At 59.6% G+C, this 13,653-nt stretch carries 12 protein-coding genes; 7 read left to right on the top strand and 5 right to left on the bottom strand.

The features are described 5' to 3' along the window. Positions 1 to 9: 9 nt before the first annotated feature. The 5 genes from G3256_RS10200 (at position 10) to cysE (ending at position 6,901) form a co-directional block, all read left to right on the top strand. Entirely contained in the window at positions 10 to 642 is a 633-nt protein-coding gene (locus tag G3256_RS10200; RefSeq protein ID WP_169640717.1) for a DUF2460 domain-containing protein, read from the top strand. Then, the gene (locus G3256_RS10195; RefSeq protein WP_169640716.1) at positions 642 to 1,529 is read left to right on the top strand and encodes a DUF2163 domain-containing protein; all 888 of its coding nucleotides are present in this window, start codon (positions 642 to 644) and stop codon (positions 1,527 to 1,529) included. Before G3256_RS10200 ends, G3256_RS10195 begins: the two co-directional genes overlap by 1 nt. Further along, a complete protein-coding gene (locus tag G3256_RS10190) occupies positions 1,526 to 1,972 on the top strand; it encodes a C40 family peptidase (protein ID WP_169640715.1) in 447 nt (148 codons plus the stop codon). Before G3256_RS10195 ends, G3256_RS10190 begins: the two co-directional genes overlap by 4 nt. After that, on the top strand, positions 1,972 to 5,904 hold the full coding sequence (locus G3256_RS10185; protein ID WP_169640714.1) for a baseplate multidomain protein megatron: 3,933 nt from the start codon (positions 1,972 to 1,974) through the stop codon (positions 5,902 to 5,904). The genes G3256_RS10190 and G3256_RS10185 overlap by 1 nt, the downstream gene beginning before the upstream one ends. Before the next feature lie 184 nt (positions 5,905 to 6,088). After that, a complete protein-coding gene (gene cysE, locus G3256_RS10180; protein WP_169640713.1) occupies positions 6,089 to 6,901 on the top strand; it encodes a serine O-acetyltransferase in 813 nt (270 codons plus the stop codon). An 82-nt stretch (positions 6,902 to 6,983) separates the two neighbouring features. Here the strand turns inward: cysE and G3256_RS10175 are convergent, their stop codons facing one another. The 5 genes from G3256_RS10175 to G3256_RS10155 form a co-directional block, all read right to left on the bottom strand. Next, complete coding sequence (locus G3256_RS10175) at positions 6,984 to 8,318, bottom strand: pyruvate dehydrogenase complex dihydrolipoamide acetyltransferase (RefSeq protein WP_169640712.1); 1,335 nt, start codon at positions 8,316 to 8,318, stop codon at positions 6,984 to 6,986. Positions 8,319 to 8,330: 12 nt separating this feature from the next. Further along, positions 8,331 to 9,713, bottom strand: coding sequence for a pyruvate dehydrogenase complex E1 component subunit beta (locus G3256_RS10170; protein ID WP_169640711.1), 1,383 nt, complete (start codon positions 9,711 to 9,713; stop codon positions 8,331 to 8,333). A gap of 3 nt (positions 9,714 to 9,716) precedes the next feature. Continuing rightward, the gene (gene pdhA / locus G3256_RS10165) at positions 9,717 to 10,727 is read right to left on the bottom strand and encodes a pyruvate dehydrogenase (acetyl-transferring) E1 component subunit alpha (protein WP_169640710.1); all 1,011 of its coding nucleotides are present in this window, start codon (positions 10,725 to 10,727) and stop codon (positions 9,717 to 9,719) included. 129 nt (positions 10,728 to 10,856) lie between these two features. After that, on the bottom strand, positions 10,857 to 11,156 hold the full coding sequence (locus G3256_RS10160) for an FtsB family cell division protein (RefSeq protein ID WP_169640709.1): 300 nt from the start codon (positions 11,154 to 11,156) through the stop codon (positions 10,857 to 10,859). 128 nt (positions 11,157 to 11,284) lie between these two features. Next, positions 11,285 to 12,469, bottom strand: a complete 1,185-nt coding sequence (locus G3256_RS10155; RefSeq protein WP_169640708.1) for a phosphoglycerate kinase — start codon at positions 12,467 to 12,469, stop codon at positions 11,285 to 11,287. A gap of 129 nt (positions 12,470 to 12,598) precedes the next feature. Here G3256_RS10155 and G3256_RS10150 point away from each other — a divergent pair, with 129 nt between their 5' ends. Together G3256_RS10150 and G3256_RS10145 are read left to right on the top strand one after the other, a co-directional pair. Further along, a complete protein-coding gene (locus tag G3256_RS10150; RefSeq protein WP_169640707.1) occupies positions 12,599 to 13,105 on the top strand; it encodes a peptidylprolyl isomerase in 507 nt (168 codons plus the stop codon). Beyond that, positions 13,098 to 13,643: a peptidylprolyl isomerase gene (locus tag G3256_RS10145; RefSeq protein WP_169640706.1), complete on the top strand. Its 546-nt coding sequence runs from the start codon at positions 13,098 to 13,100 to the stop codon at positions 13,641 to 13,643. Before G3256_RS10150 ends, G3256_RS10145 begins: the two co-directional genes overlap by 8 nt. Positions 13,644 to 13,653 lie beyond the last annotated feature (10 nt).

Here is a 13,653-nt window from a genome sequence, read left to right as displayed (position 1 = left end):
AGCAGCCAGATGCAGTTTCATGAAGTCAGATTTCCGGTCAACCTGAGCTTTGGCTCTGTCGGTGGCCCTGAACGTCGCACAGATGTGGTGACGATCAGCAACGGTTTTGAGGAGCGGAATGCGCCCTGGGCCCATTCGCGCCGGCGCTATGATGCGGGCGTGGGTATGCGCTCCCTTGATGACGTCGAAACGATGATTGCTTTTTTCGAGGCGCGCTATGGGCAACTCTATGCCTTTCGCTGGAAGGACTGGTCAGATTACCGCTCGATCAGGCCGTCTCAGGATATTACGCCACAGGATCAGGTGCTCGGAACAGGTGATGGGACAACGACTGCTTTCCGGCTTTCAAAGACCTATGTCTCCGGTGCACACAGTTACGAACGCCCGATCACCAAGCCGGTGGCCGAGACAGTACGCGTGGCTGTGGCAGGCACTGAACTGACCACAGAAAGCAACTTTACCGTGGACACCACAACCGGGGTCGTGACGCTGTCACAGGCACCTGCTGCTGGTGAAACAATCACAACCGGCTTTGAGTTTGACGTGCCTGTGCGGTTTGACACTGACAGCATCCGGACAAGTGTGGCCAGTTTTCAGGCGGGTGAGGTGCCGACGGTGCCGATCATCGAGGTGCGGCTCTGATGGCTGAGATGAATGCAGACCTGAAAACCCACCTGGAAAGCGGACTGACCACCGTTGCACATGCCTGGGCCATTGTGCGCAAAGACGGAGTGACCCTGGGCTTCACAGATCACGACCGGCCGCTGAGCTTTGAGGGGATCACTTTTCGTGCTGACACCGGGCTGAGTGCCGTGGCGCTTGCACAGAGCACGGGCTTGTCGGTGGACAACACCGAGGCGCTTGGTGCGCTCAGCGATCTTTCAATCCGCGAAGACGAGATCGAGCAGGGCCGCTTTGATGATGCTGAAGTCCGCGCCTGGCTGGTGAACTGGCAGGATGTCAGCCAGCGGTGGCTGCAGTTTCGCGGCACGATCGGTGAGTTGCGCCGTGCGGACGGCGGATTTCAGGCGGAGTTACGTGGCCTGACCGAAGCGCTGAACCGGCCTTTGGGACGGGTTTATCAGAAACCCTGCACGGCCGTTCTGGGAGACAATGGCTGTGGCTTTGATCTTAAAACGCCGGGCTACCGGATCGAGCTGCCGGTGGAGTCACAGTCCGGATCGCGGCTGTTCAGCTGGGCCGGGTTTGACGCGTTCAGTGCAGGCTGGTTCGCCCGAGGCCGGCTGGAGATCCTTGACGGACCGGCTGCTGGGCTCTGGGGTATGATCAAGCACGACCGCTTCGAGAACGGTACGCGCATCATCGAGCTTTGGGAGCCGGTGCGCGGCGCGCTGAGCGCGGGCACGATGATCCGCCTGACGGCAGGCTGCGACAAACGCAGTGAAACATGCCGTGTGAAATTCAGCAATCTGGCCAACTTTCAGGGATTTCCGGATGTCCCGGGCGAGGACTGGATCCTCGCGGTGCCGAAATCAACCGGGTCAAATACCGGTGGGAGCCGAAGATGAGCGAACTTTCTGACTTTGTCGTCAATGAGGCCCGCAGCTGGGTGGGAACGCCTTATGTGCATCAGTCCTCGTTCAGAGGCGCGGGCACGGACTGTCTTGGCCTCTTGCGCGGCATCTGGCGCGCCCGCTACGGTGCTGAGCCTGAAGCGGTGCCGGCTTATTCGCTCGACTGGTCCGAGACCCGGGGCGAGGAAGAGCTCTGGCGTGCCGCCCTTCGGCATCTCGTGCCGAAAGCAATGGGTGAAGAGGCTCCCGGAGATGTCATGCTTTTCCGTATGCGCACCGGCGCTGTCGCCAAACACCTCGGCATAACAGGGCGCACAGATGCGAATGCCAGCTTTATCCATGCCTATTCGCGCTTTGGCGTGATCGAAAGCCCTTTCAGCCTGCCCTGGCGACGGCGCGTTGTGGCGAGGTTTGAATTTCCAGAGGAGAACAGCTGATGGCCACGATTGTCCTTTCTGCCGTTGGTGCAGCGGCCGGCGGCGCGCTTGGCGGTACTGTTGCCGGGCTCTCCACTGCCGTGATCGGCCGGGCGCTGGGGGCCACGGTCGGGCGTGTCATCGACCAGAAGCTGATGGGCCAGGGCTCACAGGTGGTCGATACCGGACGCGTCGACCGCTTCCGCATCTCAAGCGCCAGTGAAGGCGAACCTCTCGCCCAGGTTTACGGCCGTATGCGTCTGGGAGGACAGGTGATCTGGGCCTCTGATTTTTCTGAGACTGTCTCTGTAACGGGTGGCGGTGGTAAAGGCGCCCCGAGCCAGCCTCAGACCAGAAGCTACAGTTACAGCGTGAACCTGGCCGTCGCGGTTTGCGAAGGTGAAATTACACGCATCGGGCGGATCTGGGCGGATGGCGAGGAGATCGCGCCTGATGATCTCAATATGCGCATCTATAAAGGCCGCAGCGATCAGCTGCCTGATCCGGTCATGGAGGCCGTCGAAGGTGCCGGCATGGTGCCTGCCTATCGCGGCACGGCCTATGTTTTGTTTGAAAACCTTAGCCTTGAGCGCTTTGGCAACCGGGTCCCGCAGTTTTCCTTTGAGGTTCTGCGCCCTGAGCAGCCTGATGAACCGGATGCCGCTCAGGCGCTGACCTATGGCATACGTTCCGTTGCGCTGATGCCGGGCACGGGAGAATATGCGCTGGCGACGACACCGGTTTATTATTCCTCCGGACCCGGCAGCCGCTGGACCGCGAATGTGAACACTCCGGCAGAAAAGTCGGATTTCAGTCTGTCGCTGGAAGCGCTGAACGAAGAGCTGCCGAACTGCGAGGCTGCGTCCATAATAGTATCCTGGTTCGGCAACGACCTGCGGTGCGGTGAATGCTCTGTCCGCCCGATGGTGGAGAAAAAGCAGTTTGACGGCAGTAATATGCCCTGGACGGTGTCCGGTCTTACCCGGGCCGCGGCGTCACAGATTGCGCGCGAGCAAGATCGTCCGGTCTATGGTGGCACACCTGCAGATGCCTCCGTGGTACAGGCGATTGAGGCGATGCATGCCGCCGGCAAGGAGGTGATGTTCTATCCGTTTATTCTGATGGACCAGCTTACTGACAACGGTCTGCCTGATCCGTACACTCCGGAAGCGACACAACCGCGACTGCCCTGGCGCGGACGCATCACGCTGTCTGTGGCGCCTGGCTTGGATGGCTCGCCGGATGGTACGGCAGCGGCAGACAGCGAAGTTGCCGCGTTTTTCGGGAATGCAACCGCAGGGGATTTTGCTGTATCCGGCAAGACGGTTGTGTATTCGGGACCAGACGAATGGACCCTTTCGCGGTTTGTGCTGCATTATGCGGCACTGTGCAAAGCGGCGGGCGGTGTCGGGGCTTTCTGCATCGGTTCTGAGTTGCGCGGGCTGACATGGATCCGCGGTGCAGGTGGTGCATTTTCCGCAGTTGGGAAGCTGAGGCACCTTGCCGGCGAAGTCCGCTCCCTGCTCGGACCGGATACCAAAATCAGCTATGCAGCCGACTGGAGTGAATATTTCGGCTACCAGCCGCAGGACGGATCTGGTGATAGATATTTCCATCTGGATCCGCTCTGGGCGGATGATAACATCGACTTCATCGGGATCGATAATTACATGCCGCTCTCGGACTGGCGCGACGGGGACGATCATCTCGACGCGGCACTTTTTGATACGATTTACGACCCGGACTATCTGCGCGCAAATATCGCGGGTGGCGAGGGTTTTGAGTGGTATTACGCCTCGGACGAGGACCGCGCTGATCAGCAGCGTACACCCATCACGGACGGCGCTTATAACGAGCCATGGGTGTTTCGCTACAAAGACCTGCGCGGCTGGTGGGAAAACGCACATCACGAGCGTATTGCTGGCGTCCGGTCCGCAACCCCGACAGACTGGGTTCCGGGATCGAAGCCATTCTGGTTCACGGAATACGGCTGCGCCAGTGTTGATAAAGGTACTAATCAGCCCAACAAGTTTATTGACCCCAAGTCATCCGAAAGTGCGCTGCCGCATTTCTCAGGCGGCGGTCGGGACGATCTGATTCAGGCCCAGTATCTGCGGGCGATGGTGTCCTACTGGGATACGCCGGCCAACAACCCGGTCTCGGACCAGTACGGAGCGCCGATGGTTAACATGGACCGAGGCTTTGTCTGGGCCTGGGACGCGCGTCCCTATCCGTACTTCCCGAACAATCCAGAACAGTGGAGCGATTGTGAAAACTACGCGCGGGGTCACTGGATCAATGGCCGCACCTCAGCGCGATCGCTGGCCTCGGTTGTGAGCGAGATCTGCAACAAGGCGGGGCTGGCAGCCTTCGATGTCAGCCGTCTTTACGGCAGTGTAAGGGGCTATGTCGTGAGCGATATCAGTGATGCGCGCGCGGCTCTGCAGCCTCTGATGCTGCGGTATTCTTTTGACGCTGTTGAGCGCGACGGGCAGCTTGAGTTCCGGATGCGCAGTGGCAGGGGTGCCGTGCCGCTGACGCGCGACCAGGTGGCCCTGAGCAGAGACCTTGATGGCGCAATTGAACAGATCCGCGCACCGGAAGCAGAGATGGACGGACGTGTGCGCCTGCGCTTCATTCAGGCAGACGGAGACTTTGATGTCTATGCAGAAGAAGCCGTGATGGCCGACGAGCAAACCCATGCCGTTTCCAGTTCCGAAATTCCTATCGCTCTGACCCGCACTGAAGGGCGACAAACCGCGGAAAGATGGCTCGCCGAGGCGCGTGTCGCGCGCGAGGCCATTCGCTTTGCGCTGCCCCCCTCCTGCCTGAGCATGGGCGCGGGCGATATCATCACGCTCGCCGGAGATCAGAACGAAGGCAACGCGCTCTACCGCATTGACCGGGTAGAGCAGGGGGCCCTGCAGCTTGTCGAGGCGGTACGTATCCAGCCTGATGTATACAAACCCGCCGAACTCACGGATGAGGTTTTGCGACCGCGCGCTTTCGTGCCACCTGCTCCGGTGTTTCCCCTCTTTCTGGACCTGCCGCTGATCAGCGGTGATGAAACCCCGCATGCGCCGCATATTGCGGTCACGGCACAGCCCTGGCCTGGTACTGTCGCGGTCTATCAGTCGCCCGGCGCCGGCGATTTCCGGTTGCTGGATGTTGTAACTGCCCGGTCGGTTGTGGGCATGACACAGACCGTCCTGCCGGCTGCAAGCAGCGGCCGATTTGATAACGGCCCCGGACTGCGTGTAAAACTGATGAGTGGCACCCTGAGTTCTGTAGAGCAACCGGCCCTGCTCAGCGGTGGCAACCTTGCTGCCATTGGCGACGGAACGCCCGGAAACTGGGAGGTGTTTCAGTTTGGTACAGCCAATATCGTCGACGAGAACACCTATGATCTCTCTCATCGTCTGAGGGGGCAGCTGGGAACTGACGGCGCGATGCCTGACGTCTGGCCTGCGGAGTCCTGGTTTGTACTGCTGAACGGGTTCCCGTCTCAGATTGACCTGAGCCGCAATCTGCGCGGCGTGGCACAGACCTTTCGGATTGGTGCTGCCCGGCGTTCGGTGGACGATCCGTCCTATGTCGAGGAGGTTATTGCTTTCGAGGGCATCGGTTTGCGTCCCTATGCGCCGGTGCACCTGGAAAAACGCGTTCTCTCTGACGGGGCGATGCATGTCAGCTGGACACGTCGCACACGAACTGATGGTGACAGCTGGGATGCGCCTGATGTACCGCTCGGGGAAGAAACCGAGCTATATGCGATCCGCATCATCAAAGATGGTGAGACACTGCGGGAACTGGTTCTGACGGCGCCTGAATATAACTACAGCGTCGCGGATCAGGTAGCGGACGGGCTGACACTGCCATTCAGCATTGAGGTGGCTCAGATTTCAGCCAGCTTCGGGGAAGGGGCAAAGGCAGTTCTGGATATCGGCCTCTGACCCCGCAAATCTTTCGTCGGACAGACCGGGCGCCGATGCATTTGTGGCGTTTGCCGGACGCCGTCAGTGAAAGCGTGCCTGCCTGCCAACGGCACATCACCAGCCTGAATTCGGTCCATCACAGCTTTGCGTTTGGAGATTTGCACTTAAATAGTCTATTGAGGCCTCCAAAAGGATAAGTGTTATGGCAGAACTTAAAACAAACATCACCTCGGTGGATCCGGCATGGGATCAGATCTGCTCGGAGGCCCGGCAGGCTGCACTGGATGAGCCCCTTATGGGCGGTTTTCTGCACGCCTGTATTCTGCATCACAAAAGCATAGAGAAAGCGCTCTCCTATCGGATCGCCGCCAAACTGGCGTCAAATGAGATGTCGATGGTGGTGGTTCGCGAGATTGTCGAGGAGGCCTATGCCGCCGATCCCGGGCTTGTGCGGGCCGCGCGGGCAGATCTGGTGGCGATTTACGAACGCGATCCGGCCTGCCACCGTTTGCTGCAGCCTATCCTGTATTTTAAAGGCTATCAGGCGACGCAGGCTTATCGGGTGGGTCACCACCTCTGGAAACAGGGTCACCGGGATCTGGCCTATTTCGTGCAGATGCGCGTGTCTGAGATCTTTGGAGTTGACATCCACCCGGCCGCGAAAATCGGGCAGGGGATCATGATTGATCACGCCCATTCGATCGTCATCGGAGAGACAGCGGTTGTCGGGGATAATGTTTCGATGCTGCACTCGGTGACGCTTGGCGGAACCGGTAAGGAAGAAGAGGACCGCCATCCGAAGATCGGTGATGGCGTCCTGATCGGTGCCGGTGCGAAGGTGCTGGGCAACATCCGCGTGGGCAACTGCAGCCGGATTGCCGCAGGATCCGTGGTGCTGGAAGAGGTGCCGCCGTGCAAAACCGTGGCGGGCATTCCTGCACGTATCGTGGGCGAGGCAGGGTGCGACCAGCCCTCTGTCTCCATGAACCATATGCTTGGTCCTGATCGGGGCTGATACTGACATCTACATGAACAGAGAAAGTCGGGGGCGTTTGCCCCCGGCTTTTTTCGTTATGAAACATGCGGGTTGTTGCCGCTCAGGCGAGCATCGTCATCGGATTTTCAAGATTTTCCTTGATCGCCGCCAGCAACTGCGCGCCGAGTGCACCGTCAATTACCCGGTGATCTACCGAAAGCGTGACCGACATTACGGTTGCAACACCGAGTTCTCCGTCTTTTCCGACAACAGGTTTTTTAACGCCTGCGCCGACTGCCAGGATCGCGCCGTGCGGCGGATTGATCACCGCGTCGAAGTTATCGATCCCGAACATCCCCAGATTTGAAATCGCAAAGCTGCCACCCTGATATTCATGCGGTGCCAGTTTGCGGTCCCGCGCGCGGGTGGCCAGATCCTTCATCTCCGCAGAGAGCGCGGAGAGCGATTTCATCTCAGAGTCTTTGAGGACCGGCGTAAACAGACCACCGTCAATGGCAACGGCAACAGCGACGTCTGACGGGGTAAGCTTCAGGATCCGGTCACCTGCCCAGACAGCGTTTGCATCCGGCACAGCCTGCAGCGCCAGTGCGCAGGCTTTGATGATGAAATCATTTACCGAGAGCTTGACGCCACGGCTTTCCAGCTGCCTGTTGAGATCGCTGCGAAATTTCATCAGTGCATCCAGTTCGATATCCCGGCGCAGATAGAAATGCGGGATCGACTGTTTCGCTTCGGTCAGACGGGCGGCGATGGTTTTGCGCATACCGTTGAGCGTGACCTCTTCGAACTCACGTCCCTCGTACATGGCTATGACGGCATCCGCTCCCGGTCCGCTGGCCGGTTTTGCCGTGGGGGCTGCATCTTTTGCCGCCGGTGCGGCCTCTTTGGCGGGGGCGTCGCCGGCTTTGGCGTTTTCCACATCAGATTTCACGATACGGCCATGCGGGCCGGAGCCCGTGATTGCGCTCAGATCAAGGCCCTTGTCAGCCGCAATCCGGCGTGCGAGCGGAGACGCAAAAATCCGTGAGCCATCGGTCGCAGCCGGTGCGGAAGGTGCCGGCGTGGCATCAGTGGCACCCCGCCCGTGACCTGCGGCAGGCGCCGTAGCGTCAGAGGCTTCTGCCGGCGCGGCATTGGACGAGGTTTCTGCTTCAGGCGCGGACCCGGTATCCCCGATGTCGTCTGCACTTTCGCCATCTTCCAGAAGCACAGCAATGGCGGTATTCACTTTGACGCCTTCTGTGCCTTCGCTGATCAGGATCTTGCCGATCTTTCCTTCATCAACGGCTTCGAATTCCATCGTCGCCTTATCGGTTTCGATTTCGGCCATGATATCGCCGGAAGATACAGTGTCGCCCTCTTTGACGTGCCATTTGGCAAGCGTGCCTTCTTCCATGGTCGGGCTGAGGGCGGGCATCAGAATTTCAATGGGCATGCTACGCGCTCCTTACCTGTAGGTGACTTTTTTCACGGCTTCGATCACCTCATCGGTGGTCACCAGCGCGTGTTTTTCAAGATTGGCGGCATAGGGCATCGGCACGTCTTTGCCCGTGCAGTTGATCACCGGTGCATCGAGATAATCGAAGGCCTCCTGCATGATCACGGACGTAATGTAATTGCCGACGCAGCCCTGCGGCCAGCCTTCCTCAACCGTGACGCAGCGGTTGGTCTTCATCACCGATCTGATGATGCTGGCCGTATCCATCGGGCGCAGCGTCCGAAGATCGATCACTTCAGCACTGATGCCGTCTTCCGCAAGTTTTTCAGCGGCTTGCAATGCGTACTGCATCCCGATGCCGAAGCTCACGATGGTCACATCTTCGCCTTCACGCCAGATCCGGGCTTTGCCGAAGGGCACAGTATAATCGTCCATCTCCGGCACATCGAAACTACGCCCGTAGAGGATTTCATTCTCGAGGAAAATCACCGGGTTGGGATCGCGGATCGCGGTTTTCATCAGACCTTTATAGTCGGACGCGGAATAGGGCATCACGACGCGCAGACCGGGCACCTGCATATACCAGGCGGCATAGTCCTGACTGTGCTGGGCACCCACGCGGGCCGCCGCACCGTTGGGGCCGCGGAAGACCATGGGCGCGCCCATCTGACCACCCGACATATAGAGCGTTTTAGCGGCCGAGTTGATAATGTGGTCAATGGCCTGCATTGCGAAGTTGAACGTCATGAACTCGACGATAGGTCGCAGGCCACCGAAAGCCGCGCCGACACCTATGCCGGCAAAACCGTGTTCGGTGATCGGTGTGTCGATCACGCGTTTGGCACCGAACTCATCCAGCATACCCTGGCTGATTTTATAGGCGCCCTGATATTCGGCGACCTCTTCGCCCATCAAAAACACGGTGTCATCACGACGCATCTCTTCGGCCATGCCATCGCGCAGCGCTTCGCGCACGGTCTGTTGCTTGAGTGTCGTGCCTTCGGGCCAGTCCGGCGACGTGTCCGATTGCGGCGCGGCAGGGGCGGACGCCTCAGCGGCCGCCTTCGGGGCCTCTTCGTTGTCCGCCTCGGCTGCGGGTGCAGCCTCCGGTGCCGCGGTGGCGCTGACATCGATATCATCAGCACTCTCACCTTCCTCCAGCAGAATGGCGATGGCAGTGTTCACTTTGACGCCTTCGGTACCTTCCTCAATGAGGATCCTGCCGATGGTGCCTTCGTCCACCGCTTCGAATTCCATGGTGGCCTTGTCGGTTTCGATTTCGGCCATGATGTCGCCGGAAGAGACACTATCGCCCTCTTTGACCAGCCATTTTGCAAGCGTGCCTTCTTCCATTGTCGGCGAGAGCGCGGGCATAAGAATTTCTGTTGCCATGGATCAGGCCTCCTGCGGAACTTCGGTTGCGTAGATATCGGTCCAGAGCTCTTCAAGCGCCGGCTCAGGGCTCTCCTTTGCAAACTCGGCGCTGTTGTTCACGATATCCTTGATCTCTTTGTCGATGGCCTTGAGGTCCTCTTCGGTGGCGTGTTTGCCGGTCAGCAGCATGGAACGCACGGCCTCGATGGGATCACGCTCGTCGCGCATCTTCTGCACTTCCTCACGGGTCCGGTATTTGGCAGGATCCGACATGGAGTGACCGCGATAGCGGTAGGTTTTGACCTCGAGAATGTAGGGGCCTTCGCCCGCACGGCAGACCGCAACGGCCTTCTCGCCGGCAGCTTTCACCGCAAGCACATCCATGCCGTCGACCTCTTCGCCCTTGATGCCGTAGGCCGCACCGCGTTCCCAGTAAGAGGGTGAATGCGTTGACCGTTTTGTCGATGTGCCCATGGCGTACTGGTTGTTTTCAATTACAAAAACCACGGGCAGGTTCCAGAGCTCGGCCATGTTGTATGCCTCATAGACCTGGCCCTGGTTCGCCGCACCGTCGCCGAAATAAGTGAAGGTCACCCGGTCATTCTCAAGGTATTTATCCGCAAAGGCCAGACCGGCCCCCAGCGGCACCTGGGCTGCGACGATCCCGTGACCGCCGTAGAAGTGCTTCTCTTTGGAGAACATATGCATGGAGCCGCCCTTGCCCTTGGAATAGCCGCCCTCGCGACCGGTGAGCTCGGCCATCACGCCGTTGGGATCCATACCGCAGGCCAGCATATGGCCGTGGTCACGGTAGGAGGTGATGCGTTTGTCGCCTTCCTCCGCTGCTGCCTCAAGCCCCACAACGACCGCTTCCTGACCGATGTAGAGGTGGCAGAAACCGCCGATAAGCCCCATTCCGTAAAGCTGACCGGCTTTTTCCTCGAACCGCCTGATCAGCAACATATCGCGGTAGTAGGTTTTCAGCTCTTCGGCTGAAACATTCGGTTTCTTCGCAGCCTTGCGGGTGGCCATACGGGCGATCCTCCATCACAGCACCCGGCGCGCCGGGCAGATAGTTTAGTATTAAACTAATGTTTATCGGATTCGGGACGGAGATGCGAGGGTCATTCTGCCGCGCCAAACGCGGGCAGTTGCCGCGCCTCAGCGGATGACAATCTCGTCGGCGCGGATGCGTCCGAGAACGCGACGGGCCTGCTCATCCAGCAGGTCAAGATCGAGATAATCGTCCGACAGCCGGTGTGTCAGGTTTTCCATACGCACAACCTCGGCGCTGACCCCGGCAAGCTGGCGGCGCAGCACGTCCGCATCGGCAGTGATCTCGGCGCGCCGGAACAATCCGAAATCGCCCTGAACGGCGGCAAAGGTAAAGTAAGTCGCCAGCCCGAGCGCGAGCGTAAAGAACACGAAAGGTCCCAGAGCGGGGCGTGTGGTGCGGGTCATCTGCTGTCTGCCTCGTCGTTGCCTCTTAGCGGGCATGACGAAACTATGACACATGCAAGCTGGTCTGTGAATCCTTTTTTCACAGAAAATACCGCAATTTCATAGGTATTACGGCGTTTTCCTGCCCGTCAGCCGAGTGCGGCGACGCCCGGAAGCGTTTTTCCCTCCATCCACTCCAGAAACGCACCGCCGGCCGTTGAGATATAGGTGAAATCATCCGACGCGCCGGCCTGATTGAGTGCAGCAACCGTGTCGCCGCCACCTGCCACAGAAATCAGCGTGCCCGCTCTGGTGCGCGCCGCGGCATCGGCAGCAGCGGCATTGGTTGCCTGGTCAAAGGGCGGGATCTCAAAGGCGCCCATCGGCCCGTTCCAGATCAGAGTTTTTAGATCCTCAAAAGCGGCGGCCACGGCTTTGACGCTCTCTGGTCCCGCATCAAGCACCATCTGATCGTCGTCGAGCACAGTATCGGGCCCCAGAGCCACGACCTCGTGATCAGCGCCGGCCTCAAAGGCACGGGCCACAAGCCCGTCGACCGGCAACAGAACGCGGCACCCGCTCTTTTCGGCCTGCGCCATAATTGCCCGGGCAGTTACAAGATAGTCGGGCTCCTGCAGGGAGGCGCCGAGTTCTGCGCCCTGAGCGGCAAGAAACGTATTGGCCATCCCGCCGCCGATCACCAGCAGATCAAGCCGCCCGACCAGATTTTCGAGCAGGGCGATTTTTGTCGATACCTTGGCCCCCCCCACAACCGCGCCTACCGGGCGCTCGGGCGAAGAGAGAGCGGCCTCAAGTGCGGAGAGTTCCGCCTGCATCAGCCGCCCTGCACAGGAAGGCAGCAGACGGGCCACACCTTCGGTCGACGCATGCGCACGGTGCGCGGCGGAAAACGCGTCGTTGCAATAAATATCGCCCAGACTGGCAAGAAACTGCGCCATGGCCGGGTCGTTTGCCTCTTCGCCGGCCGCGAAACGCGTGTTCTCAACCAGCGCCACAGATCCTTCCGGCAGCGCTGCAATAATCGCCGCATCAGGCCGCTCAATAAACGTAATCTCCTGACCGAGCGCCTTCTCCAGCGCCGGCACTGTCACACGCAGCGACATCTCAGGGACGAATTTACCTTTCGGGCGACCAAAATGCGCCAGCATTACCGGTAGCCCGCCAGCGGCAAGAATGTCGCGGATGGTCGGTACGATCCGGTCGATCCGCGTGGTATCGGTCACGCGCCCGTCCTCGACGGGGACGTTTATGTCCACGCGTACCAGCACTTTTTTGCCGCTGAGATCCATGTCGTCGAGCGTCTTCCAGGCCATTTCCCACTCCTTGATACATTCTGCCCGGCGATGTTTTGCGCTTATCCGCGCCCGGGTCAATGCTCCGGCTTGGCATTCCGCCCGTCAGGGCTTAGGTAATCTGCCATAAGATTTAAGCAGGAGGGCCAGATGGCCGACATAAAAGACCCCGAAAACACCATTCTGATTGAGCTGAAAGGCGGCACCGTGACCGTTCAGCTGCTGCCTGACGTGGCCCCCAAACACACCGAACGCATGAAAGAACTTGCGCGGGCAGGGCATTACGACAACGTCGCATTCCACCGCGTGATCGAAGGCTTCATGGCCCAGACCGGCGACGTGCAGCACGGCGATATGGAAGACGGGTTCAACCTGCGCATGGCCGGAACGGGCGGGTCTGATCTGCCGAATGTGCCGGCTGAGTTCTCAAAGATCCCGCATGCGCGCGGCTCGATCGGTGCGGCCCGCTCGCAGAACCCCGACAGTGCGAACAGCCAGTTCTTTATCAACTTCAAAGACAATGATTTCCTTAATGGTCAGTATACGGTCTATGGCCAGGTGATCTCGGGCATGGAGCATGTCGACGCGATTGCCCGGGGCGAGCCGCCTGCGGAGCCCGACCGGATGATCTCAGTGAAGGTTGCTGCGGATGCTTAAGTATATTGCCGGTGCGATGATGATGGCCGGCCCCGCAATGGCCACAGGGCTTGAGATTGATGTGGCCGGTGAGGCCAGCGGGACGATTGTGATCGAGCTTTTTGAGACGGTGGCGCCGCAGCATGTGGAGCGGATCACGACGCTGGCCGGGGAGGGCGCCTATAACGATGTGGTCTTCCACCGGGTGATCGAAGGTTTCATGGCGCAGACAGGTGATGTGCAGTACGGCAAGCTCGGCGGAGATATGCGCCGCGCCGGCACAGGTGCCTCAGAGGAGCCGGATCTGGCCGCTGAGTTCTCTCAGGTGCCCTTTGATCGGGGCATCGTCGGAATGGCGCGCGCACAGGACCCCAACAGCGCCAACAGCCAGTTCTTTATCATGTTCGCTGACGGCCACTTTCTTAACGGCCAGTACACGGTCGTGGGCAAGGTAGTCGAAGGACTTGATGTGCTCGATACAATCAAGCGCGGCGAAGGGCCCAACGGTGCCGTCATCGGTGTCCCTGATGTGATGCAGACGGTCCGGGTCACCGAATAAGCCGGGACCC

The sequence above is a fragment of the Roseobacter ponti genome (assembly GCF_012932215.1).
GTDB classification, from domain to species: domain Bacteria; phylum Pseudomonadota; class Alphaproteobacteria; order Rhodobacterales; family Rhodobacteraceae; genus Roseobacter; species Roseobacter ponti.
This window is presented reverse-complemented; position numbering and strand designations above follow the sequence as displayed.

Coding starts and splice junctions, on each gene's coding strand:
- G3256_RS10155 (WP_169640708.1), bottom strand. CDS start 12,469: ATGGCCTGGAAGACGCTCGACGACATGGATCTCAGCGGCAAAAAAGTG.
- G3256_RS10190 (WP_169640715.1), top strand. CDS start 1,526: ATGAGCGAACTTTCTGACTTTGTCGTCAATGAGGCCCGCAGCTGGGTG.
- G3256_RS10175 (WP_169640712.1), bottom strand. CDS start 8,318: ATGCCCATTGAAATTCTGATGCCCGCCCTCAGCCCGACCATGGAAGAA.
- G3256_RS10150 (WP_169640707.1), top strand. CDS start 12,599: ATGGCCGACATAAAAGACCCCGAAAACACCATTCTGATTGAGCTGAAA.
- G3256_RS10185 (WP_169640714.1), top strand. CDS start 1,972: ATGGCCACGATTGTCCTTTCTGCCGTTGGTGCAGCGGCCGGCGGCGCG.
- G3256_RS10160 (WP_169640709.1), bottom strand. CDS start 11,156: ATGACCCGCACCACACGCCCCGCTCTGGGACCTTTCGTGTTCTTTACG.
- G3256_RS10200 (WP_169640717.1), top strand. CDS start 10: ATGCAGTTTCATGAAGTCAGATTTCCGGTCAACCTGAGCTTTGGCTCT.
- G3256_RS10170 (WP_169640711.1), bottom strand. CDS start 9,713: ATGGCAACAGAAATTCTTATGCCCGCGCTCTCGCCGACAATGGAAGAA.
- cysE (WP_169640713.1), top strand. CDS start 6,089: ATGGCAGAACTTAAAACAAACATCACCTCGGTGGATCCGGCATGGGAT.
- G3256_RS10145 (WP_169640706.1), top strand. CDS start 13,098: ATGCTTAAGTATATTGCCGGTGCGATGATGATGGCCGGCCCCGCAATG.
- G3256_RS10195 (WP_169640716.1), top strand. CDS start 642: ATGGCTGAGATGAATGCAGACCTGAAAACCCACCTGGAAAGCGGACTG.
- pdhA (WP_169640710.1), bottom strand. CDS start 10,727: ATGGCCACCCGCAAGGCTGCGAAGAAACCGAATGTTTCAGCCGAAGAG.